Below are 22,115 nucleotides of genomic sequence, written 5' to 3'. Positions count from 1 at the left end.
AGGACTGCCCGGCGTGACCCCTGCCAACTGCGCCGCAACAACGGACGGGCCTATCTGGAACCGGCAGGCGACCGCTGGGCGACCGGGGGAGCGTCGTGCCCCGCCGCTCCCCCTTTTTGCGTCTCACGCCCTGCGCGCCCAGTTTCGGGCCGCCAGAACCGGCAGGACGATCAGGGTCAGCAGGGTCGCCGTGGTCAGGCCGCCGATGACCACGGTGGCCAACGGCTTCTGAACCTCGGCCCCCGCGCCGGACGCGAAGGCCATGGGCACGAAGCCCAGAACCGCGACCAGGGCGGTGGTCAGAACGGCGCGCAGGCGGCTGACCGCCCCTTCGGCCGCCGCCGTTGCGGGCTCGGCGCCGTCGCTCAGACGCTGGCGGATCGCCTGCATCAGCACCAGACCGTTCAGCGTCGCCACCCCCGATACGGCGATGAAGCCCACCGCCGCACTGATCGACAGCGGCATGCCCCGAAGCGCCAGAGCCAGTGCCCCTCCGACCAGGGCCAGTGGCACGCCCGCGAACACCCGCAGCGCATCCTTCCACGACCGCAGGGCCAGGATCAGCAGGCCGCCGATGGTCAGAAAGACGATCGGCACGATCAGCGCCAGCCGCGCCGAGGCCCGCTGAAGGTTCTCGAACTGCCCGCCCCAGTCGATCCAGCCGGCAGGCGGGGCCTGGACCTGATCGGCGACCGCCCTTTGCGCCTCGGCGACGAAGCCGCCCAGGTCGCGACCGCGCACATTGGCCTGGACGATCATGCGCCGCTTGCCGTTCGAGCGGCTGATCTGGTTCGGGCCTTCGGCCACGTCGAACCGGGCGACCGAGGACAGGGGCACGGTCGGGGCGCCCGCCTGGGCGTTTTCGGGCATGACCGGAAGTTGCTCCATGATGGTGGGGTCGGAGCGATAGGCGTCGTCCAGCCGCACCACCACGTCGAAGCGCCGGTCGCCCTCGTTCACCTGGCCCGCCGCCCGTCCAGCCAGGGCGATGGCCAGGGCGTCGGCGGCGTCCGAGGCGTGAACCCCTTGCGCCGCCGCCACGGTGCGGTCGACGCTGGCGGTGATGGTCGGCTGACCCGACACCTGCTCCACCCGCACATCGGCGGCGCCGTCGATGCCGCCCAGCACCGTCGCCACCTGCTGGGCCGTGCGGTTCATGGCGGCGAAGTCGTCGCCATAGATCATCACCGCCACATCCGAACGCACGCCGGCGATCAGTTCGTTGAACCGCATCTCGATGGGCTGGGTGAACTCATAGCTGTTGCCCAGCAGGGTCGACAGCCGGTCCTCCATCCGCGCCACCAGATCGGCCTTGGCCTCGCGCGGTTTCGGCCATTCGCCGCGATCCTTCAGGATCACGAAGGTGTCGGAAATCGACGGCGGCATGGGGTCGGAGGCGACCTCGGCCGTGCCGGTGCGGGTGAAGACGCGTTCGACCTCGGGCATGGCCTGCAAGGTCCGCTCGACCTGGAACTGCATGGCCTGGCTCTGCTCCAGCGAGGTCGAGGGCACGCGCAGCGCCTGGACCAGCACATCCCCCTCGTCCAACTGGGGCACGAACTCGCGGCCCAGGGTGGCGAAGGCGACCGCGCCGGCGAACAGCGCCACGCCCGCGCCCACCAGCACCGCCCGCGGCCGCGCCATGGCCGCCGCCAGCAACGGGGCGTAGCGCGCCTTGGCCAGGCGGGTCAGGCGGGTCTCCTCATGGTCCGCCTTGGGTTCGCGCACCAGGAGGGCGGCCATGGCTGGCACGAAGGTGAAGCTGAGGACGAAGGCCGCCAGCAGCGCCAGCATGACGGTCGCGGCCATCGGCCCGAACATCTTGCCCTCTACCCCTTCGAACATCAGCAGGGGCGCGTAGACCAAAAGGATGATGGCCTGGCCGAAGGCGGCCGGCCGCGCCATTTCGCGCGCCGCCCCGGCCGCAACGCCCAGCCGTTCAGCGACGGTCAGGGCACGCCCGGCCTTCTGGCGCTTCAGCCCCAGGCGGCGCAGGGTGTTCTCGATCACCACCACCGCCCCATCGACGATCAGCCCGAAATCCAGGGCGCCGAGGCTGAGCAGATTGGCGCTGATGCCGAACCGGTTCATGGCCGAGGCCGCGAACAGGAAGCTGAGCGGAATGACCAGGGCGGTGATCAGCGCGGCCCGCACATTGCCCAGGGCGAAGAACAGCACCGCGATGACCAGAAGCGCGCCCAGCATCAGATTGTGCTCGACCGTCTTGATCGTGGCCTCGACCAGTTCGGTGCGGTCCAGTTCGGGCCGCAGGCGCACGCCGGGCGGCAGGCTGGCCTGAATTTCCTCCAGCCGCTGACCAACACGGTGGGCCACCTCGCGCGAGTTTTCGCCTTGAAGCATCAGGGCCGTGCCGACCACCGTCTCGCGGCCGTCGGCGCTGGCCGACCCCAGGCGCGGCGCCCGGCCGATCTCGACCACCGCCACGTCCGAGACGCGGATCACCCGCCCCGCGCGGTTCAGGATCGGCGTCTGGGCCAGGTCTTCCAGGCTTTTCAGCCGGGCGTCGGCGCGCACGATATAGGCCTCGCCCGCACGATTGACGTAGCCGGCGCCGGCGATGCGGTTGGCGTGCTCCAGCGCCTCGACCAGTTGCACCAGACCGACGCCATAGGCCGCCAGACGGCCCGGATCGGGATGGACCGCATATTCCTTCACATAACCGCCCAGGACATCGACCCCGGCGACGCCCGGCACGGTCTTCAGCTGCGGCGCGACCATCCAGTCCTGGACCGTGCGCAGATAGGTGGCCTTCTCCTGATCGGTGACCAGACGTTCGCCCTCGGGCGTGACATAGGGGACGCCTGCCCTCGACGCCGCGCCGGTCAGCTCCAGCGTCCAGATGTAGACCTCGCCCAGGCCGGTGACGACCGGTCCCATCGACGGCGACAACCCCTCGGGCAGGTCTTCGCGCGCGGCCTGCATCCGCTCGTTGACCAGACTGCGGGCGAAATAGATGTCGGTGCTGTCGGTGAAGACGGCCGTGATCTGCGAAAAGCCGTGCCGCGACAGCGACCGGGTCTCGATCAGGCCGGGCAGGCCCGCCAGGGCCGTCTCCATGGGAAAGGTGACCTGACGCTCGACCTCTTCGGGGCCCAGAGCCGGCGCCACGGTGGTCACCTGGACCTGTCGGTTGGTGATGTCGGGCACGGCGTCGATGGGCAGGCGCATCAGCTCGCGCGCGCCCAGAGCCGCCAGGATCAGGGACAGCGCCACAATGGCCCAGCGGTGACGCACCGAGGCGTCGATCAGACGATCCAGCATCTCAGTGCCCATGCTCCGCTTCGCCCTTGGCCAGTTCGGCCTTGAGCAGGAAGGCGCCGGCGCCGGCGATGCGTTCGGTCCCCGTCAGGCCGGACAGGATCTCGACCCGCCCGTCCACGGTGCGACCGACGACGACCGGGTGGGCGCGGAAGCCGCCGCCTTCGGCCACGAACACCGAGGCGGCGCCCGCCACGGTCTGCACCGCATCCATCGGCACGGTCAGGGTTCCCGAACCGCCCTGCGCCCCTGTGCGCACGCGCGCAGAGATCACCGTGCCGGCCGGCGGCACGGCGCCGGTCGGGCGGGCGCGCACCCGCACCACGCCGGCGACATCGGGCGGGGCGATGGCCGTCACCACGCCCGACAGCGGCGCCTCGCCGGGAACCGAGCTGTTCAAGCTGTCGCCGGCCTTCAGCAGGGCGGCGGCGGCGGGCGGGGCCTCGAACACCAACTCCACCCGCCCCAAGTCGGCCACCGTGGCGACCTGCAAGGCCTCTTCATGCAGCACCTGGCCCGGCGCGGCGCGCAGGGTGGTGACCACCCCGGCGATCGGGCTGCGCACCACGACCGCTCCGTCGGCGGATGGGGCGCCATAGGCCCCGGCGCGGGCGCGGGCGGCGCGCAGTTCGGCCTCGGCCCGGCGCGCCTCGGCGGCGGTGATGTCCAGTCGGGCCTGGGCCACCCATCCCTGGTCGAACAGGGCGCGGTCGCGGCGTTCGGCGGCGCGGGCCGCATCGGCCGCCGCCTGGGCCGCATCGACCGTGGCGCGCGATCCCGCGCCGTCCGGGCTGCGCAGGGTGACCAGGGCGCCGCCGGCGGCGACACGATCCCCCGGTCCGACATGCACCCGCATGACCGTGCCCGCCACGGGCGCATCGACCACGGCCTCGGCCCCCGGCGCGAAGGCGACCCGGCCGGGCAGTTTCAGTTCGGCGCCGCCGCCGCGTTCGACGCCGACGATGCTGACGCCCGCCTGGGCCGCCGCGGCGGCGTTCAGCCGGACGAAGCCTTCCGGCGGCGCCTCGCCCTCTTCGTGGTGATCCGCCTCAGGCGCAGCGCCCGCGCCGGTCAGACGCGCCGCGCCGAAGCCGACGCCCAGGGCCATGACGACGGCGGCGCCGGTCATCAGCCAGTGTCTCTTGATGTTCATGGTCGATCCTCGCCCGGCGTCGCCGGGACTCGAGTGCAGGTCGCGCACGACCCCCCCCGGGGTCGCGCGTCAGGCTCAAGACGCGACCAGGCCGCAAGGGCCCGGCCTGAGGATCAGGATCTGGGAGGGCGGTCCGGCCCGCCGGGGAGGATCAGGGGCGCAGACGCCGCGCTGGCCCAGGCCAGAGGCGCCGCGACCGGCAGGGCCGCCGTCGCCGGCGACGCCTCGGCGGGAATGGCGGCATGCGCCAGATGACAACAGCCGCTGGCGCAGGCGGGGCCGCAGTCCGGGCAGGCCGGCGCCTCGTCCACGCCCTTGTCGAGAGTGGTGAAGGCGGAGACCGGCTCGGGAATGCAGGCGTGCGCTTCCAGGGCCGGCGACGTCACGGCCAGCATGACGCACAGGCCCAGGACATAGCCCAGGTGTCGATGGATTTTCCGCAGCAGGCTTTGCATTCGCCGCCTGCATACACCCTTGGGGCAATCCTGTCGCGTGACGCCGCTGCGGTCTGATGAATCAGACCGCAAACGCCGGGGCGCCAGACCCTTGTTCTGGATTCAAGCGCGTCGCGCCCCGGCTTCAGCGATCAGAATTTGCGGCCGACGCCGATGGAGATGACCCAGGGGTTCAGCTTCACATCGCTTTTCAGCGCGCCGCCGTTGACGGCCGCATCGGTGTTGAACCAGACCTTCTTCACATCGAGGTTCAGGCTCCACGGACCATGCAGGCCGATGTCGGCGCCTGCCTGCAGCGCCCAGCCCAGGCCGTCGTCCAGATCGACGGTGAAACCGTTCTTGTCGTCGCCGCCATAGAACAGCATCCCGTTGACCCCGGCGCCGACATAGGGGCTGAAATTCCCCTCGGTCAGGGGGCGGTACTGCACCGTGACCACCGGCGGCAGAACCCAGGTCTCATGCACGGCCACGTCGGTGGCCCCGCCCTGGGCGCGGACCTCGTGCCGGGTCGTGCCCAGAATGGCCTCGACCGCCACATGGTCGGTGAAGAAATAGGTGAAACCCAGCGTCGGCATCAGGTCGTCGGACACATCGACGTTCAGCCCCGTCGCCCCCCCGGCCGAGGTCAGGATGGGATCGTCGGCAGTCGGCGCGACCTGGGTCAGGCGGCCGGTCACGATCCAGTCTCCGGCGCGCGGCGCCTGCCATTGGGTCGCGGTCTGGGCCTGGGCGGGCGCGGCGGCGAACAGGGCCGCGGCGGCGGCGCACAGAAGGGCGGTCTTGGCTTTCATCGTCTTATCCCCGACGGCGGAACGCCCCATGCGCCGCACCGTCTTCAAGGGGTGTGCGCTCCCGCTTCGGGACGCACCTTGACCCAGCGCAAACCTTTGCGGTGAAACAAGAACCCGATCAGACGACGCGGGCGTGGCGGTCTGTCGCTGGGTTCAGCGCCGGGTCGAAAGCGGCCGCCACGGCCCGTACGAACGGCCGCCCGCGCTGGGTCACGGCGATGCGCGCGCCCTCCTGAACGATCAGGCCGTCGGCTTCAAAGGCGTCCAGCCGGGGCCAGGCCTCGGCGGTTTCGCGCAAGGGCCGTCCGGCGTCGCGCGCTACCGCTTCGACATCCACGGCGAAGTCGCACATCAGTCGGGCGATGATCTCGGCCACGAACCGGTCGCGGCCGGTCAGCACGACCCCGCGCGCGACCGGCAGGCCGCCTGCGGCCATCGCCGTGCGCCAGTCCCGCTCGCCGGTGATGTTCTGGACATACAGGCCCGGCGCCCGCGACACGGACGATGCGCCCAGGCCGATCAGAACCTCGGCCTGGTCGGTCGTATAGCCCTGGAAATTGCGGCGCAGGCGGCCCGCCCTGGCGGCGGCGGCCATGTCGTCGTGCGGCAGGGCGAAATGGTCCAGGCCGATGGCGCGATAGCCCAGGGCCGTCAGCCGGTCATGGGCGGCGCGGCTCATGGCGAACCGCTCCAGCGGACCGCCCAGGGCCGTCTCGTCGATCAGCTTCTGATGCGGCTTCATCCATGGCACATGGGCATAGCCGAACAGCGCCAGCCGGTCGGGACGCAGGGTGGTGACACGGTCGATGGTGGCCAGCACCTGATCGACCCCCTGGTGCGGCAGGCCGTACATCAGGTCCAGGTTCAGCGAGAACACCCCGGCGGCGCGCAGACGTTCGGCCGCGTCCTGAATGGTCTCGAACCGTTCGGGCCGGTTCACGGCGGCCTGCACCACCGGCGACAGATCCTGAACCCCCAGGCTGGCGCGCGTCAGACCCAGATCGCCGGCGGCGATGATCCACTCCGGCGTCAGCACCTCGGGGTCAAGTTCAGCCGCGAACTCGGTCAGGGCCGACAGGTCGAAGCGCTGCGACAGCCCATGGACCAGCCGCGCCAGCAGGTCGGGCGGCAGCATGTTGGGCGTGCCCCCGCCCAGGTGCAGCATGCCGATACGCGGCGTCGCGCCCGCCGCCGCAACCACCCGATCCGCTTCCTGCAGCACCAGATCGACATAGTCGGCCATGGCGTCCACCCGGTTCATCGCCCGGGTGTTGCACCCGCAGTACCAGCACAGACGCTTGCAGAAGGGGATGTGGACATAGAGAGAGGCGGGCCGGTCCCACGGCCCTCGCGCCAGGGCGGCGGACCAGTCGGCTGGTCCCACGGCGGCGGTGAACTGAGCCGCCGTGGGATAGCTGGTGTAACGCGGCGTATTGGCGTCGTACCGGGCGATCAGATCCGCCCGGTCGGGCCACAGGTCAGGCGGCGTCATCGTCGGCGACCGAGCCGCCGTCGTCACCGGCGTCGAACAGCTGGAACTCGTGCCACAGGCCATTCAAGACCCCGAACAGCACCGCCAGGCCAAGGCCCAGGATCCAGGCGAAATACCACATGGTTCAATCTCCTCGCCGGCGGCTCAGTAAAGGTTGGGGTTGGTCTTGAGTTCGGCCGTGCTCGAACGACCCCACAGCACCTTGTAGACCCAGGCCGTGTAGATCAGCACCAGCGGCAGGAAGATCACCGTGCAGATCAGCATGATGAACAGGGTCAGGTGGCTGGACGAAGCGTTCCACGCCGTCAGGCTGGACTGCGGGTCGATCGAACTGGGCAGGATGAAGGGGAACATCGACAGGCCGACCGTCGAGATGATGCCCAGGGCCGAGGCGGACGAACCGCCCAGGGCCAGCGGCGCCGAGCGCCGGATCAGCCCGACCAGGGCCGCCGCCGCCCCCAGGAAGCCCAGGGCCGGAGCGATCACCATCCATGGATATTTGCCGTAGTTCAGCAGCCAGCCGCCGGCCTGGGCCTCAACCGCCGTGCGCAACGGATTGGAGAAGCCGTTCGGCTCGGCCACGCCGGTGATGGCGTAACCCATGCCCGAGAAGGCCACGAAGGCCCAACCCACGGCGAACAGCACCAGCGACAGCAGCGCCAGACCGACGCCCCAGCGGCGGGCGCGGACCTGAACCGGTCCATCCTCGGCCTTGACGCCCAGCCAGGCGGCGCCGTGCAGCATCAGCATGGCCACCGACAACAGGCCGCACACCAGGGTGAAGGGGCTGAACAGACCCAGCAGGCTGCCTTCGTAGAAGGAGCGCAGGTCGCTATCCAGGCGGAAGGGCGCGCCCAGCAGCACATTGCCGACCGCCACGCCGAACACCAGGGCCGGCACGAAGCCGCCGACGAACAGCGCCCAGTCCCAGGCGGTGCGCCAGCGCGGGCTCTGCCGCTTGGACCGGTATTTGAACGCCACCGGCCGCAGGATCAGGGCCGCCAGCACCAGGAACATGGCCAGGTAGAAGCCCGAGAAGCTGACGGCGTAGACGAAGGGCCAGGCGGCGAAGATCGCGCCGCCGCCCAGGATGAACCAGACCTGGTTGCCTTCCCAGGTCGGGGCGACGGTGTTGATCACCATGCGCCGTTCCTCGTCGGTCTTGGCGACGAAGGGCAGCAGGGCGCCGACCCCCAGGTCGAAGCCGTCGGTCAGGGCGAAGCCGATCAGCAGCACCCCCATGAGCGCCCACCAGATCAGGCGCAGCGTGGCGTAGTCGAGAGGCAGTTCCATCTCGCGTTTCCTTCAATCCAGGGGGTCAGGCCAGAGCCGGTCGGGCGGCGGCGGGGTCGTCTTCGGCAGCGGGCGGAAAGGCCTCCTGCTCGGCGAACGGACCCTTCTTGATCAGATGCAGCAGCAGGCTGACCTCGATCACCGCCAGCACGCCATAGAACAGGGTGAAGCCGATGATGGTGGTCCACAGTTGCGGCACGGTCAGGCTGGAGGCGCCCAGGAAGGTGGGCAGAACCCCTTCGACGGCCCACGGCTGGCGGCCGTATTCGGCGACGATCCAGCCGAACTCGATCGCGATCCACGGCAGGGGAATGGCGAACAGGGCCAGCCGCAGGAACCATTTCGTCTCATGCTTGCGCAGGGTGCACAGCACGAAGGCGGTGGCGAACAGGGCGATCATCGCAAAGCCGATGCCGGCCATGATGCGGAAGGCCCAGAACATCACCGGCACGTTCGGCACCGTGTTCCAGGCCGCCATGCGCACCTGATCGGGTGTCGCCTGACGCGGATCGGCGACATAGCGGCGCAGCAGCAGGCCATAGCCCAGGTCGTTGCGGTGCTGTTCGAACACGGCGCGGCTGGCCACATCCTCGCGATTGGCCTTCAGCCGTTCCAGGGCGTCATAGGCGACGACGCCGGATTCGATGCGGTCTTCGGCCACAGCGACCAGTTCCAGAATGCCGGTCACCTCGCCCGTCAGGCTGCGGGTCGAGATCAGGCCCAGCACATAGGGGATCTTGATCTCATAGTGGGTCTTGCGGTCTTCCAGGCTGGGGAAGCCGATGGCGGTCAGGCCGGCCGGCGCTTCCTCGGTGGTCCACATGGCCTCGATGGCGGCTAGTTTCATCTTCTGGTTATCGGTCAGAGCATAGCCGCTCTCGTCGCCCAGGACGACGACCGACAGCGACGAGGCCAGGCCGAACGCCGCCGCCACCGTCATGGACCGCTTGGCGAAGCCCTTGTGCTTGCCCTTCAGCAGATAGAAGGCCGAGACGCCCAGCACGAACACCGCCGCGCAGACATAGCCGGCCGAGACGGTGTGCACGAATTTGGCCTGGGCCACCGGGTTGAACAGCACCGCCATGAAGTCGGTGACTTCCATCCGCATGGTCTCGGTGTTGAACGCGGCGCCGACCGGGTTCTGCATCCAGCCGTTGGCGATCAGGATCCACAGGGCCGACAGATTGGTGCCCAGGGCGACCAGGAAGGTCACGAACAGGTGGGTCACCGGCTTCAGCTTATCCCAGCCGAAGAACATCAATCCGACGAACGTCGCCTCCAGGAAGAAGGCCATCAGACCTTCGATCGCCAGCGGGGCGCCGAAGATGTCGCCGACATAGTGGCTGTAATAGCTCCAGTTCATGCCGAACTGGAATTCCATCGTCAGGCCGGTGGCGACCCCCAGGGCGAAATTGACCCCGAACAGGGCGCCCCAGAATTTGGTGATCGTCCGCCAGATCGGCCTGCGGGTCATCACATAGATCGACTCCATGATGACCAGCATGAACGACAGGCCGAGCGTCAATGGAACGAACAGGAAGTGGTACAGCGCCGTCAGTGCGAACTGCAGGCGGGACAGGTCGACGACCGCTAGGTCGATCATGGCGAAGTCTCCTGATCCGGCCCCGACGACCGGCGTTGGGACCGCGTTAGACGCCCCCGACGACGCCCGCCTTGATTTCAATCAAAGGCGCGGCGCGATGCAATGCGGTAAAGTGCGACAATGACCGCCCTGCCCTCGCCCGGTTTCGACCCCAAGCCCTGGCTGCGCGTGGCCGGCCGTGCGTCCGGCTGGGCGGGCAGGACCGCCGGCCTGCTGGTCGTGCTGGACGTGGTTCCGGCCACGGCCTTCGCCTTCGGCCTGGCGTGGAGCCTGTCAGCCTATGATCGCGGGCTGACGGCGGTTGTTCCGGGCCTGGCGCTGGCCCTGGCGGCCCTGGCTCTGCGCGGCCTATTGGCGCATCTGGCGCTGACGACGGGCGGCCACGCCGCGCGGGCGGTCAAGACCCAGGTTCGCGACCGGGTTCTGGCGGGCCTGTTCGCCGGACGCCCCGCCGCCGTTTCCGCCGCCGTCGAGGGGGTCGAGGCGCTGGATGGCCACTATGCGCGGTTCGAACCGGTGCGGATGGCCGCCGGTCTGTCGCCCCTGATCCTGATCTGTGTGGCGGCCGTGGCCAGCCCGTTCGCGGCGGGGGTTTTGATCTTCACCCTTCTGCCCTTCGTGCTGGGCATGGTGCTGGCGGGAACGGCCGCGGCGGCCGAAAGCCGGCGTCAGTTCGACGCCCTGTCGCGCCTGTCTGGCCTGTTTCTGGACCGGGTGCGCGCCCTGCCCGCCGTCATCGCCTTCCAGGCCGAGGCGCGCATGGCCCAGGAGGTCGCCCGCACGTCCCAAGCATTGCAGGCGCGCACGGCCCGGGTGCTGCGGATCGCCTTCGTCTCGTCGGCCGTGCTGGAGTTCTTCTCGGCCCTGGCGGTCGCTCTGGTGGCGGTTTACTGCGGGTTCAACCTGCTGAAGCTGCTGCCCTTCCCGGCGCCCGAAACGCTGGACCTGGGCCGGGCCTTCTTCGTGCTGGCTCTGGCGCCCGAGGTCTACGCCCCCCTGCGCCGCCTGGCCGCCGCCTATCATGATCGCCAGGCCGCCGAAGCCGCCGCCCCGACCCTGGCCGCCGCCGAGGCCGATCCCGCGCCCGCCCGACCGGCGCCCGTCTTCGCCCGCCCGCCGGTCATCGTCTTCGACCGTGTGGGCATCCGCTATGGCCAGGATGCGCCGGTGTTGGACGGGTTCGAGCTGGAGGTGCGATCCGGCCAGATGGTCGCGGTGACCGGCCCCAGCGGATCGGGCAAGTCCAGCCTGCTGCACGCCCTGGTCGGCCTGGCCCCGGTGACCGATGGACACATCCTGGTCGATGGACGGGCGCTGGATCAGATCGGCGATCTGGCCGGGCGCGTCGCCTGGGCCAGCCAGGCGCCGGTGGTCACGCCCGGAACCCTGCTGGACAACATCCGCCTGGCCCGGCGCGAGGCCAGCCTGCGTCAGGTGATGGCGGCGGCGGGGGCGGCCGGCCTGACCGGCGACCTGGATCGGGTGCTGGACGAACGCGGCGGCGGCCTGTCGGGCGGGGAGCGGCGGCGACTGGGTCTGGCTCGCGCCTTCCTTAAGGATTCGCCCATCCTGCTGCTGGACGAGCCGACCGCCAATCTGGACCGCCAGGCCGAGATCGAGATGATCGAGGTGGTCCGCCGCGCCGCCCATGGCCGCACCACCCTGATCGCCACCCATTCCGCCGCCGTGGCCGCCGTCGCCGACCGCGTGGTGCGCCTGTGATCGATCCTGTGACCAAGCAGTCGGACACGCCCACCAGCGCCCCCACCAGCGTTCGCGAGATGGTGCGGGCCGAGACGCGGCGCGAGACCGTGCGGCTGCGCCTGGCGGCCGGCATGGGGGCCATGGTCGCGGCCTCGGCCGTGGCCCTGCTGGGCCTGTCGGGCTGGTTCATCACCAGCGCGGCCATCGCAGGGGCGGCGGGCGCGGCGGCGATCCAGGCCTTCAACTATCTGACGCCCAGCGCCTGCATCCGCCTGTTCGCCATCCTGCGGACGGTGGGGCGGTATCTGGAGCGCACGGCCGGGCACGAGGCGGCCCTGGGCGCCCTGGCGCGGATGCGGCCGCACCTGTTCCGCGCCCTGGCCGAAGGGCCGCCCCAGCGCGCCCTGGCCCTGTCGGCGGGCGAGGCCTCGGCGCGGCTGGTCGAGGATGTCGAGGCGATCCAGACCCTGTTCATCCGCCGCTCGGCGCCCTGGGCCCTGGGGGCCGGCGCGGCCCTGTCGGCGGGGCTGGGTCTGTTGGCGCATCCGCTGGCGGGGCTGTGGGTTCTGGTCGCCATGGGCCTGGCCTCGGCGGGGGCCTTGGTGATCGCGCGGCGCCGGGCCGATCCGGCCGGTGCGCGGGTCCAGGTCGAGACCGGGCGGCTGAAGGCCGATCTGTCGGCTCTGCACGCCGCCGCGCCCGAGCTGAAGGCCTATGGTCTGGAAGACTGGGCCCGCGCCCAGGCGGTCCAGGCGGCCGAGGGCCTGGAGACCGCCCGCATGGCCCGCATCGCAGCCGAAGGCCGCATCGCCGGCTGGCACGCCCTGTGCGTCGGCCTGGGGGCCACCGGGGCCTTTGGGGTCGCCGCGGCCATGGGGGCCGGCGCGCCGATGGCCGCCCTGGCCGCCCTGGTCGCCGTCACGGGGGTGGAGTCCGCCGCCGGCCTGGCCCAGGCGATGATGCAGCGCGGGGCGGCGGAAACGGCCACCGCCCGGCTGGACGAACTGATGGCGCCCGCGCCGGCCGGGCGCGCGCCGATGCAGGGCGCGGCCCTTCGCCTGAACGCGCTGGACCTGACCGTCACGCCGCCGACGCGGCTGGCCATCGTCGGGCCGTCCGGCGTGGGCAAGACCTCTCTGGTCGAGCGCCTGGTGGGCCTGCGGCCGGCGCTGGACGGCGAGGCCATGCTGGGCGGGGCGCCGCTGGAGGCCCTGGGGCGCGGCCAGGCTGCGGCCCTGTTCACCTATGCGGCCCAGGACGTGCGGCTGATCGACGGCACGGTGCGCGACAATCTGCGCCTGGCCGATCCCACGGCCGACGACGAGCGCCTGTGGGCCGCGCTTCAGGATGCGGGGCTGGATCAGCGACTGCGCGGCGGGCGCGGACTGGACCTGGCCATCGGGCCGGACGGCGCCCGGCTGTCGGGCGGCGAGCGACGGCGGCTGGGGCTGGCGCGGGCCCTGTTGCGGTCGGCGCCCTGGCTGGTGCTGGACGAACCGACCGAGGGGCTGGACGCCGCGACCGAGCGGCGGGTTCTGGACCGGCTGGACGCCCGGCTGAAATCGACCGATCAGGGGCTGATCCTGATCTCTCACCGTCCGGCCCCGGTCTGCCTGTGCGGCCTGACGCTGCGCGCCACGGCCATGGATGCGGACGGCCGGCTGATGATGACCCGCGATAAGGCGCGCGCTCGGGTCTAGGCGTCGCCCTCGGTTAGAGCGCGCAGGCGCTCGGGCTGTTCGATCCGCAGTTCGTTCAGCGACAGCAGGCGGATCACGCCGGTGGTCTTCAACTTGGTCAGCGCCCGGCTGACCGTCTCGATGGTCAGACCCAGATAGTCGGCGATCTCGGTACGGGTCATGGGCAGGCGCACATGACCGGCGGGCGTCTCGCGCATCGGGTCGTGGGCCGGCAGGTCCAGCAGGAAGGAGGCGATCCGTTCCTGCGCCGTCTTGCGGCCCAGCAGCAGCAGCTGGTTCTGGGCGGCGGCCAGTTCGTGCGTCGCCCGCTCGAACAGCGCCCGCTCCAGCGCCGGACAATCGCGCACCAGCGCCTGATATTCGGTCTTGCGGAAGCGGCAGGCGGTGGTCGGCTCGATCGCCTCGGCCGAGAATCCGTACCGCGCCCCCGACACCAGCCCCAGGAAGTCCCCCGCGAACAGAAAGCCGGTGATCTGGCGCCGCCCGTCGGGCAGCAGCTTGTAAACCCGCACCGAGCCGGAGGTGATGTTGAACATGGCGTCGGCCGTCTCGCCCTCGCGCATCAGGGCCTCGCCGGGCGCGAAGGCGGCCTTGTGCGCCAGGGCGTCCAGCCGCGCCAGATCGGCCGGCTCCAGCGCGCCGCAGACGGAAAAGGCCCGCGCCCCGCATCCGGTGCAGGCGGATTCGCTGCGCCGCGTGGCGCATGTCGCCGGCAGGGATCTGAGTTCCAGCATGGGTGGGCGACGCTCCGTTGCGGCCACTTTAGGGCCCACGTCGCGCATCGCAAAGGCGTTGACCTGGATCAAGGCGCCGCAGGGCGCGCAGGCTCAACGTGCCGCCATCGCAACGCTTGGCTGGAGCCGCCCAATGCCCCCGGAAATGTCGCCCCTGGTCCACCTGATCTGGTCGCCCTTCATCGTCTTCATGATCGGTCTGGCCTATGCCCGGTTTCGGACGGGCGGGCATCGGTCCTAAGGACGCCCGAAGGCCGCCGCCATGCGCTGGACCTCGATCCTGACCACCCTGGACGATGCCGACGACAGCCGCGCGCGGCTGGATCTGTCATGCCGGCTGGCCCAGGTTTTCGGCGCGCGCCTGATCGGCGTCGCCGGCGAACCGGCCACGCCGCCCGCCATCGCCGATGGCTTCATGGGCGGCGTCTCGGCCGAGACGCTGACGCTGTTCCGCGACGCGGCCCAGGGCGCCGTGGCCGCCCACCAGACCCGATTCGAGGCCGCCGGCCGGGCCAGCGGCGTCGAGACACTGTGGCGCGGGCGAACCGGCTTTCCGGCCGAGATCGTCAAGACCGAGGCGCGGCTGGCGGACATGATCGTCATGGGCCGCCGGTCGCCGCTGTGCGACGTGCGGGCGGCCGACCCGGGCGAGGTGCTGCTGGGCGCCGGTCGGCCGGTGCTGGTGGTTCCGCCCCGCCCCTCGCGCGATCCCTGGGGGCATCCGGCCATCGTGGCCTGGCGCGACACCGGCGAATGCCGCCGCGCCGTGGCCGCCGCCCTGCCCCTGCTGGCGCGCGCAGCCTCGGTCCAGGTCACGGCCGTGATCAACGATGTCTATGACGACGCCCAGGACGGGCCGCGCGCCGTCTGCGACTGGCTGGCCCGACACGGCGTCGCGGCGACGGCGGTGGTCCGCCCGACCCTGCAGGAGCCGGGCGACGAGATTCTGGACCTGGCGGTCGAGACCCAGGCCGGTCTGATCGTGGCCGGCGGCTATGGCCACGCGCGTCTGCGTGAATGGGTGATGGGCGGCGTGACCCGCACCCTGCTGACCCAGGGCGACGTTTGCGTGCTGATGGCGCACTAACCTTCCGCAGGCGCGTCGCGCGAGCCGTCGAACCTCAGGGCCTGGAACTGGCGCCAGGCGTCGCGCACCCATTCCCTTGGGCGGTCGGCGCCGGTCTGGGCGATCTGGCGGCTCCAGACCTCGGACAGGCCGCGCACCGTCTCGGTTCCCCATCCGGGCGCCTGCTGGTGCGACCAGTTCAGGGGCGAGACGGCGTTGAACACCAAAAGGAACAGGGCGGCGAACACGATGATGCGGCTGGCCCAGCGCCGATCGCGGGCGCCCTGGCCGTCTTCGTCCAGCGGCGGGCCGGGGGGAAAGGCGAACCGGCCCAGAGTCGCCAAAGGATGGGCCGTGAGGGGACTTTCACGCACCGGCAGATCATGGGCATCGGCCCCGGCGTTCCAGTCGGACGGCGGGTCGGCGGGCGCGGCCTCGACGACCGGCGGCGGCTCCGGCGCGATGGGCGGGAACAGGCTGGACGGCGGCGGTGCGAAGGCGGTGGGGAAGGGATCGACCGGCCGTTCGTGCGGCGCCGCCCCCTGCCCTTCGTCCTGGTCGTGGTGATCGCCCATGGCCGCCTAACGCCTCAGAACTGGAAATAGATGAAGGGGGCCACGCCGTCCGGCCGCACCGCCTCGATCAGCAGGATGGCCAGGCCGATCAGCACCCCCAGGGTCAGCGACGGCGCGGGCTTCAGCTTCAGCGTCAGCCCCTCGACCGCGCGCGGCGGCAGCCAGTGCATGGCCAGGCCGCCGACGATCAGCACCAGCAGGAAGGGCGTCAGCACCGTGACCGCCCCGAACCGACCCAGCCCCTGGACCATGGCCACGGCCAGGTCGAAGGTCTCGGCCCGGAACAGAATCCACCCCAGGCAGACGATGTGGAAGGTGACCAGCACCCCGACCAAGCTGGGGATCACCTTGCGGTCCCCCAGCACGGCCCGGCCGATCCGCTCGATCACCTGAACCCCGCCATGCAGGGCGCCCCAGGCCACGAAGGTCCACGCCGCCCCGTGCCACAGCCCGCCCAGCAGCATGGTGATCATGACGTTGATGCATGACGAGACCAGCCCCTTCTTGCCGCCCCCCAGCGGCACATAGAGATAGTCCCTCAGCCAGCTGGACAGGCTGATGTGCCAGCGGCGCCAGAAGCTCTGCATCGAACTGGCGCGATAGGGCTGGTCGAAATTGCGCGGGAAGGAATAGCCCAACAGGGCCGCGATCCCGATGGCCATGTCCGAATAGGCCGAGAAGTCGCAATAGATCTGGACCGCATAGCCATAGACCGCCGCCGCGATGTCCACCGCGCCATAGGCCGACGGATCGAAGAAGACCGGGTCCACCAGCCGCACCGCTAGCTCCGACGCGATCACCGACTTCTTGAACAGGCCCCAGACGATCAGCAAAAGGCCGTGCGTCGCCATCTCGCGCGTCAGGCGCGGGACGCGCTTGAACTGGGGCAACAGGTCCGCCGCCCGCACGATCGGTCCGGCGACCAGATGCGGGAAGAAGCTCATCAGCAGCATGACGTCCAACAGGCTGTCGGCCGGCGGCGTCTTTCGCCGATGCACGTCGACGACATAGCTGATGCCCTGGAAGGTGAAGAAGCTGATCCCCACCGGCAGCACGATCTGCAGCAGCGGCAGGTCCCGTTCCCAGCCGAAGCGGGCCAGAAGCTCGCCCGCCTGCTCGACGAAGAAGCCGTAGTATTTGAAAAAGCCCAGGATCAGCAGGTTCGCCGCTACCCCCAGGCCGACCAGCAGCTTGCGCCGCCCCGCTGCATCGCTGCGCGCGATCAGGGCCGCGACACCCCAGTTCAGCACCGCCGACAGGATCAGAAGCCCGACGAAGCGCCAGTCCCACTGGGCATAGAAGAACCAGCTGGCCAGCAGCAGGAACAGCTTGCGCCGCCCGTTCTCGCGATCCAGCGACCAGGCGGTGAAATAGACGAACAGGAAGAAGACGCCGAAGGCCAGGGTCGGGAACAGCATCTAGCGCTCCTCTCCCTTCCAGGCGTCATAGGCGGCCATCAGGTCGGCGCTCAGGACGCCGCCGATCCAGTCGGCGCCGGCCGAGGTGAAATGCACCCGGTCGCCGCGCATCAGCGGCTCGGCCATCGTCGCCAGTCGATCCGAGGCGCAGTCGCCGCCCATCCGCCCCTGCCAGTCCCAGTACGCCACACCCGTGTCGGCGGCGACCCGGCGCTGCACATCCCGGACCACGGCCAGGGACGGCGGCGGGGCGCGGCGGCCGTCGGCGCTGCAGGGGTTCGGCGCGCCGGTCCGAAGCGCGTCGGGCGCCCCCAGGATCAGCAGGCCCGACACGGGCGACATCCGCCGCAGCCGGGCGATCTGATCGCGCAGCAAGGCCTCATAAGCGGCGGGGTCCAGGTCGTCCTCGAACCCCTCATTGGTCCCGAAGGCCAGAACGATCAGCGACGGGCGCCAGTCGGCCAGCTCGGCCGCGACCACCGCCTGATCCCGCGCCGCCAGGTCGCGCAAAGTGGCGCCGACGACGCCCAGGTTGGACACCATCACCCCCGGCCCGTCCCGCCGGACCGACAGGCTGTAGGCCAGGGGGCCGCGCCCCTCGGCGCGCAGCTCCAGCACCCCGGCCGCCTGGTGCAGGTTCAGCCAGCGGCACAGGGGCCCGACCTGCCCGGCGCGCAGACTGAGCGACAGCATCCGCTGGCCCACGGCGACCTGGAACCCGTCCGCCTGAGGTCCGCCGCGCCCGCACAGGTGCAGCTCGGTCGGCTCGGCGCCCGGCTCGAAGGTCAGGGTCAGCCCCGGCGCCCGGCCATAGGCGGGCGGCATGATCCCCGCTAGGCCCACATCGGCGCGCGCGAAGCCGCCGCGCGGCGTCAGAGGGGCGGTCGAGACGCTCCAGTCCTGGGCCGTGACCTGGACCTGATAGGGCGCATAGCCGGCATGGGGCACGCCAGCGGACAGGACGCCGCGACCGCCATGGCCGAACCGCGCCTGAAGCGCCGCGCGCACGGCGCCGGTGATGCGGTCGCCGGCGGTGTGGCTGTCGCCGATCTGGACGATATGCACCGGGGCGTGACGGGCGCCCGTCTCGGTCGCCTTCAGCGCCTCGAATAGCGGCGCCAGACCTTCGACGCCGCACAGGCCGCCGGGACAGGCGGTCACGCCCGGCGCAGGCAGGGTCTGGGGCTGATAAGGAATCTCTTGGGCCTGAGCGACGCCCGCCGCCAGCATCATGGCCGTGGCCAGACCCGCCGCCGCGCGCATGATCAGCCCTGGACGGGCGCCGCCGCCGGCGCGCCGATGCCGGCGTCGTGGCGCAGCCGCTGGGCCACCGGCCGGCCGATCCGCAGATATCCGGCCATGGACATGTGGATGCCGTCGTCGGCGCGCATCAGCACCTTACGCCCGCCCGGCCGGTCGGCCAGATAGGCGGCATAGGCGCCATCGCCGTCCGACGTCAGGCGCAGGGTTTCGATATAGGGCACGCCCAGGGCGGTCATGCGCTCTTCCACCACGGCGTTGATCAGGCCCATCTTTTCGTCGAAGCCGTCGCGACGCATGCGCGGCAGACCGACCCAATAGACCGCCACATCCCGCCCGCGCAGCAGGGTGACCAGATCGGTCACTCGTTTGGCATAGGCCGCCTTCCACCCCTCGGACCCGAAGGCGTGGACGGTCCCGTCCAGGCTGATGCCCTGGGCGTCGTTGGTGCCGAACATCAGCACAGCCACATCGACGGGCTGATCCTCGATCTGACGCCGGGTCTTGGCCTGGATATCGACATAGTCGTAGCGCGACAGGCCGGTGGAGACCTCGCTGAACTTGGTCACCGTCACGCCCGGCTGGCCGTTCAGATCGCGATACAGCGCCGTCCACAGGCCATCGGCCATGGAGTCGCCGAACACCCCGATCCGCAGCCGCCCCGCCGCCATCCGCGCGCTCAGCGGCGTCAGGGGCGCCAGAGCTGGCGCAGGCGCGGCGGCCATCGCGGGTGGCGCCGTCGGGCGCGGTTCGGGCGGGGCCGAGGCGCTGGCTTCGCCGCCCAGAAGCAGGGTCGGATGGCGCAGCCAAGCGCGGCCGTCCGGCGTCGCGGCCAGGCCCAGGGCCGCGCCGATCACCAGACCCGCCGTCAAAGCATTGATCGCCCGCACGCCCGACTGTCCCCCGACACCCCCGATGGTGAACCGCCTTTTACCCTATCGGGCGAACGGCGCCACGCCCTGCGCCTGAGGCGGGAACATGACGGTTAATCAGCCCGCCAGCCGTTCCGCCCCCCGCGCCGCCAGATAGCCGCCGCTCGCCGTCAGGGCGGTCAGAAGCGCGCCCCAGGCGATGTCGATCACCGTGATGCGCGTGGACCAGACACTGAGCGTCGCCTGATTGGTCAGGTCATAGGTCGCATAGGCCAGCGCACCCAACAGGGCGCCCCAGATCACCGCCCGCATCAGCCCGCCATCCCGCAACGCCGGCGCCACGGCGAAGAACACCACCCCCGCCAGATAGATCAGATAGAAGACCACCGCCGCCCGCATATCCGGCTTGTCGGCCATGATGTCGCCGATCACCGGCCGGTACAGACGATTGGCCATGGTGGTCAGCCAGATCGCGTCCAACACGGCCATCACCAGGCCCGCGCCCAGATAGGCGGCGATGTATCGGATCATTCAGGCTTCCTTTCGATCACGGAACCATGCGTCTGGCCATTAAGCCGCGTCGCGCCGTCGCGTTCCAGCCCCCCACGCTTGCCCGCCGCGCTTGCCCCTTGGCCCCGCGCGTCCTATGGACGGGAAACGCCGCGATATTCATCAGACGGTGAAAAGGGAGCGCCATGCAGAAGATCTATCCCGACGCCAAATCGGCGCTGGACGGCCTGACGTTCGACGGAATGACGGTGATGTCCGGCGGCTTCGGCCTGTGCGGCATTCCCGAATTCCTGATCGCCGCCCTGCGCGATTCTGGGACCAAGGGGCTGACGGTCATCTCGAACAACGCCGGGGTCGATGGCTTCGGCCTGGGCCAGCTGCTGGAGACGCGCCAGATCGCCAAGATGATCTCGTCCTACGTCGGCGAGAACAAGGAGTTCGAGCGCCAGTATCTGGCCGGCGAGCTGCAACTGGAGTTCAACCCCCAGGGCACCCTGGCCGAGCGCATCCGCGCGGGCGGCGCGGGCATTCCGGCCTTCTTCACCGCCACCGGCGTCGGCACCCTGGTGGCCGAGGGCAAGGAAGTGCGCAACTTCGGCGGGCGCGACTATGTGATGGAGACCGGCCTGGTCGCCGACCTGTCCATCGTCAAGGCGTGGAAGGCGGATGAGCGCGGCAATCTGGTGTTCCGCAAGACCGCCCGCAACTTCAACCCGATGATGGCCACCGCCGGCAAGGCCTGCGTGGTCGAGGTGGAGGAAATCGTGCCGGTCGGCTCGCTGGATCCCGACCACATCCACACGCCGGGCGTCTATGTCGACCGCATCATCAAATCGACGCCCGAGAAACGCATCGAACAGCGCACCGTGCGCCAGCGGGAGTCCTGAGGGAGCGCGGACCTCCAGGTCCGCAAACACGCGATGAGCGATCACAAGGGCTGGCATGATCGAGGCTATCTGCCGCATTTCGATGCGGCGGAAGCCATTCAGCATGTCGTATTCCGTCTCGAGGGATCGCTTCCGGCTTCGGTTCTCGACCGCATCCGACAGGCTTCGGACGGGTTTTCCCTCGGCGTCGATGAGGCTCTGGATCGCGGCGATGGACCAGATTGGCTCGCCGACGCTTCTTGTGCAGACATCGTCGCAGAAGCCCTGACATCCTTCGATGGCGAACGGTATCGGCTGTTGGCTTGGGTAGTGATGCCGAACCACGTTCACGCCCTCATCAGGCAAGAGGATGGCTGGCCTCTCAGTACGGTCGTCAAGTCGTGGAAAAGCTTCACAGCGCGCAAGGTCAATCATCGCTTGGGCCGCAGCGGTGCGCTCTGGGCGCCCGACTACTTCGACCGCTTCATGCGCGACGAAGGACAGACCAATGCCGCCATGAATTACATTGAAGCCAATCCGGTGAAGGCCGGACTCTGCCGCACACCCGCCGACTGGCGTTGGAGCAGCGCTGCCGGCCGGACCGGCGGGGCCGCAGATATCGAAAGCTTGGCGGACCTGGAGGTCCGCGCTCCCTTCACGAACGAGAGGTGAACCATGCCCCGCACTCGCGAACAACTGGCCGAACGCGCCGCGCAGGAACTGCAGAACGGCTTCTATGTGAACCTGGGCATCGGCATTCCGACCCTGGTGGCCAACTACATCCCCGAGGGCATCACCGTGACGCTGCAGAGCGAGAACGGCATGCTGGGCATGGGTCCCTTCCCCTATGACGACCAGGTCGATCCCGACCTGATCAACGCCGGCAAGCAGACGATCACGGAAATCCCCGAGACGGCCTATTTCAGCAGCGCCGACAGCTTCGCCATGATCCGCGGCGGGCACATCAATCTGTCGATCCTGGGCGCCATGGAAGTGGCCGAGAACGGCGACATCGCCAACTGGATGATCCCCGGCAAGCTGGTGAAGGGCATGGGCGGGGCCATGGATCTGGTCGCCGGCGTCAAGCGCGTGGTGGTGGTCATGGATCACGCCAACAAGCACGGCCAGTCCAAGGTGCTGAAATCCTGCACCCTGCCGCTGACGGGGACGGGCGTGGTCAGCCGCATCATCACCGACCTGTGCGTGTTCGACGTCAAGCCGGACGGCGCGGGGCTGGAGCTGATCGAACTGGCCGACGGCGTGACCCTGGACGAGGTCGCCGCCAAGACCGAGGCCACCTATACGGTGCGCCCCGGCCTGGTTTGATCATAAAGCCGCGTTCCG

The 22,115-nt window shown here is 70.1% G+C and carries 20 protein-coding genes; 6 read left to right on the top strand and 14 right to left on the bottom strand.

Annotated features, from left to right (window positions below):
- Positions 1-123: 123 nt before the first annotated feature.
- From Q0581_RS09465 to Q0581_RS09430, 8 genes are all read right to left on the bottom strand, one after another.
- A complete protein-coding gene (locus tag Q0581_RS09465; RefSeq protein ID WP_298699768.1) occupies positions 124-3,282 on the bottom strand; it encodes a CusA/CzcA family heavy metal efflux RND transporter in 3,159 nt (1,052 codons plus the stop codon).
- A 1-nt stretch (position 3,283) separates the two neighbouring features.
- Complete coding sequence (locus Q0581_RS09460) at positions 3,284-4,432, bottom strand: efflux RND transporter periplasmic adaptor subunit (RefSeq protein WP_298699692.1); 1,149 nt, start codon at positions 4,430-4,432, stop codon at positions 3,284-3,286.
- 113 nt (positions 4,433-4,545) lie between these two features.
- Complete coding sequence (locus Q0581_RS09455) at positions 4,546-4,887, bottom strand: hypothetical protein (protein ID WP_298699690.1); 342 nt, start codon at positions 4,885-4,887, stop codon at positions 4,546-4,548.
- A 131-nt stretch (positions 4,888-5,018) separates the two neighbouring features.
- Positions 5,019-5,678 (bottom strand): OmpW family outer membrane protein, encoded by a 660-nt coding sequence (locus Q0581_RS09450; RefSeq protein WP_298699688.1) that lies wholly within the window; start codon positions 5,676-5,678, stop codon positions 5,019-5,021.
- A gap of 118 nt (positions 5,679-5,796) precedes the next feature.
- Positions 5,797-7,170: an oxygen-independent coproporphyrinogen III oxidase gene (hemN, locus tag Q0581_RS09445; protein WP_298699686.1), complete on the bottom strand. Its 1,374-nt coding sequence runs from the start codon at positions 7,168-7,170 to the stop codon at positions 5,797-5,799.
- Complete coding sequence (gene cydX, locus Q0581_RS09440) at positions 7,157-7,291, bottom strand: cytochrome bd-I oxidase subunit CydX (protein ID WP_298699685.1); 135 nt, start codon at positions 7,289-7,291, stop codon at positions 7,157-7,159. The genes hemN and cydX overlap by 14 nt, the downstream gene beginning before the upstream one ends.
- Before the next feature lie 23 nt (positions 7,292-7,314).
- A complete protein-coding gene (gene cydB / locus Q0581_RS09435) occupies positions 7,315-8,463 on the bottom strand; it encodes a cytochrome d ubiquinol oxidase subunit II (RefSeq protein WP_298699683.1) in 1,149 nt (382 codons plus the stop codon).
- A 25-nt stretch (positions 8,464-8,488) separates the two neighbouring features.
- Positions 8,489-10,063, bottom strand: a complete 1,575-nt coding sequence (locus Q0581_RS09430) for a cytochrome ubiquinol oxidase subunit I (RefSeq protein ID WP_298699766.1) — start codon at positions 10,061-10,063, stop codon at positions 8,489-8,491.
- Positions 10,064-10,186: 123 nt separating this feature from the next.
- On the opposite strand from Q0581_RS09430, the gene cydD reads away from it, so the two are divergent.
- Positions 10,187-11,788 (top strand): thiol reductant ABC exporter subunit CydD, encoded by a 1,602-nt coding sequence (gene cydD, locus Q0581_RS09425; RefSeq protein WP_298699681.1) that lies wholly within the window; start codon positions 10,187-10,189, stop codon positions 11,786-11,788.
- 8 nt (positions 11,789-11,796) lie between these two features.
- Positions 11,797-13,470, top strand: a complete 1,674-nt coding sequence (locus Q0581_RS09420; protein ID WP_324524256.1) for an ATP-binding cassette domain-containing protein — start codon at positions 11,797-11,799, stop codon at positions 13,468-13,470.
- Here Q0581_RS09420 and Q0581_RS09415 read toward each other — a convergent pair.
- Positions 13,467-14,204 carry a helix-turn-helix domain-containing protein gene (locus Q0581_RS09415; protein ID WP_298699680.1) on the bottom strand — a complete coding sequence of 246 codons (738 nt, stop codon included), beginning with the start codon at positions 14,202-14,204 and terminating at the stop codon, positions 13,467-13,469. The two genes, Q0581_RS09420 and Q0581_RS09415, sit on opposite strands and share 4 nt — an antisense overlap.
- 262 nt (positions 14,205-14,466) lie before the next feature.
- Here Q0581_RS09415 and Q0581_RS09410 point away from each other — a divergent pair, with 262 nt between their 5' ends.
- Positions 14,467-15,291, top strand: coding sequence for a universal stress protein (locus tag Q0581_RS09410; protein ID WP_298699679.1), 825 nt, complete (start codon positions 14,467-14,469; stop codon positions 15,289-15,291).
- On the opposite strand, the gene Q0581_RS09405 is transcribed toward Q0581_RS09410, so the two are convergent.
- The 5 genes from Q0581_RS09405 to Q0581_RS09385 form a co-directional block, all read right to left on the bottom strand.
- The gene (locus Q0581_RS09405; protein WP_298699678.1) at positions 15,288-15,845 is read right to left on the bottom strand and encodes a hypothetical protein; all 558 of its coding nucleotides are present in this window, start codon (positions 15,843-15,845) and stop codon (positions 15,288-15,290) included. The two genes, Q0581_RS09410 and Q0581_RS09405, sit on opposite strands and share 4 nt — an antisense overlap.
- Before the next feature lie 14 nt (positions 15,846-15,859).
- Positions 15,860-17,263: an MBOAT family protein gene (locus Q0581_RS09400; RefSeq protein ID WP_298699677.1), complete on the bottom strand. Its 1,404-nt coding sequence runs from the start codon at positions 17,261-17,263 to the stop codon at positions 15,860-15,862.
- Entirely contained in the window at positions 17,264-18,526 is a 1,263-nt protein-coding gene (locus Q0581_RS09395) for a GDSL-type esterase/lipase family protein (protein WP_298699675.1), read from the bottom strand.
- A 2-nt stretch (positions 18,527-18,528) separates the two neighbouring features.
- Positions 18,529-19,413, bottom strand: a complete 885-nt coding sequence (locus Q0581_RS09390; RefSeq protein ID WP_298699674.1) for a DUF459 domain-containing protein — start codon at positions 19,411-19,413, stop codon at positions 18,529-18,531.
- Between the two features lie 99 nt (positions 19,414-19,512).
- A complete protein-coding gene (locus Q0581_RS09385) occupies positions 19,513-19,926 on the bottom strand; it encodes a DUF2177 family protein (protein WP_298699672.1) in 414 nt (137 codons plus the stop codon).
- A 164-nt stretch (positions 19,927-20,090) separates the two neighbouring features.
- Between Q0581_RS09385 and Q0581_RS09380 the strand changes: the two genes are divergently transcribed.
- Genes Q0581_RS09380 through Q0581_RS09370 form a run of 3 tightly spaced genes read left to right on the top strand, consistent with a single transcriptional unit; the run spans position 20,091 to position 22,097 of the window.
- Positions 20,091-20,792 carry a CoA transferase subunit A gene (locus tag Q0581_RS09380; protein WP_298699671.1) on the top strand — a complete coding sequence of 234 codons (702 nt, stop codon included), beginning with the start codon at positions 20,091-20,093 and terminating at the stop codon, positions 20,790-20,792.
- A 33-nt stretch (positions 20,793-20,825) separates the two neighbouring features.
- On the top strand, positions 20,826-21,443 hold the full coding sequence (locus Q0581_RS09375; RefSeq protein WP_298699669.1) for a transposase: 618 nt from the start codon (positions 20,826-20,828) through the stop codon (positions 21,441-21,443).
- 3 nt (positions 21,444-21,446) lie between these two features.
- The gene (locus Q0581_RS09370; RefSeq protein ID WP_298699667.1) at positions 21,447-22,097 is read left to right on the top strand and encodes a 3-oxoacid CoA-transferase subunit B; all 651 of its coding nucleotides are present in this window, start codon (positions 21,447-21,449) and stop codon (positions 22,095-22,097) included.
- Positions 22,098-22,115: the final 18 nt, after the last annotated feature.

The sequence above is a fragment of the uncultured Brevundimonas sp. genome (assembly GCF_937863155.1).
Classification (GTDB): domain Bacteria; phylum Pseudomonadota; class Alphaproteobacteria; order Caulobacterales; family Caulobacteraceae; genus Brevundimonas.
Note: the sequence above shows the minus strand (reverse complement) of the source record. Positions and strands in the feature narration are given on the sequence as shown.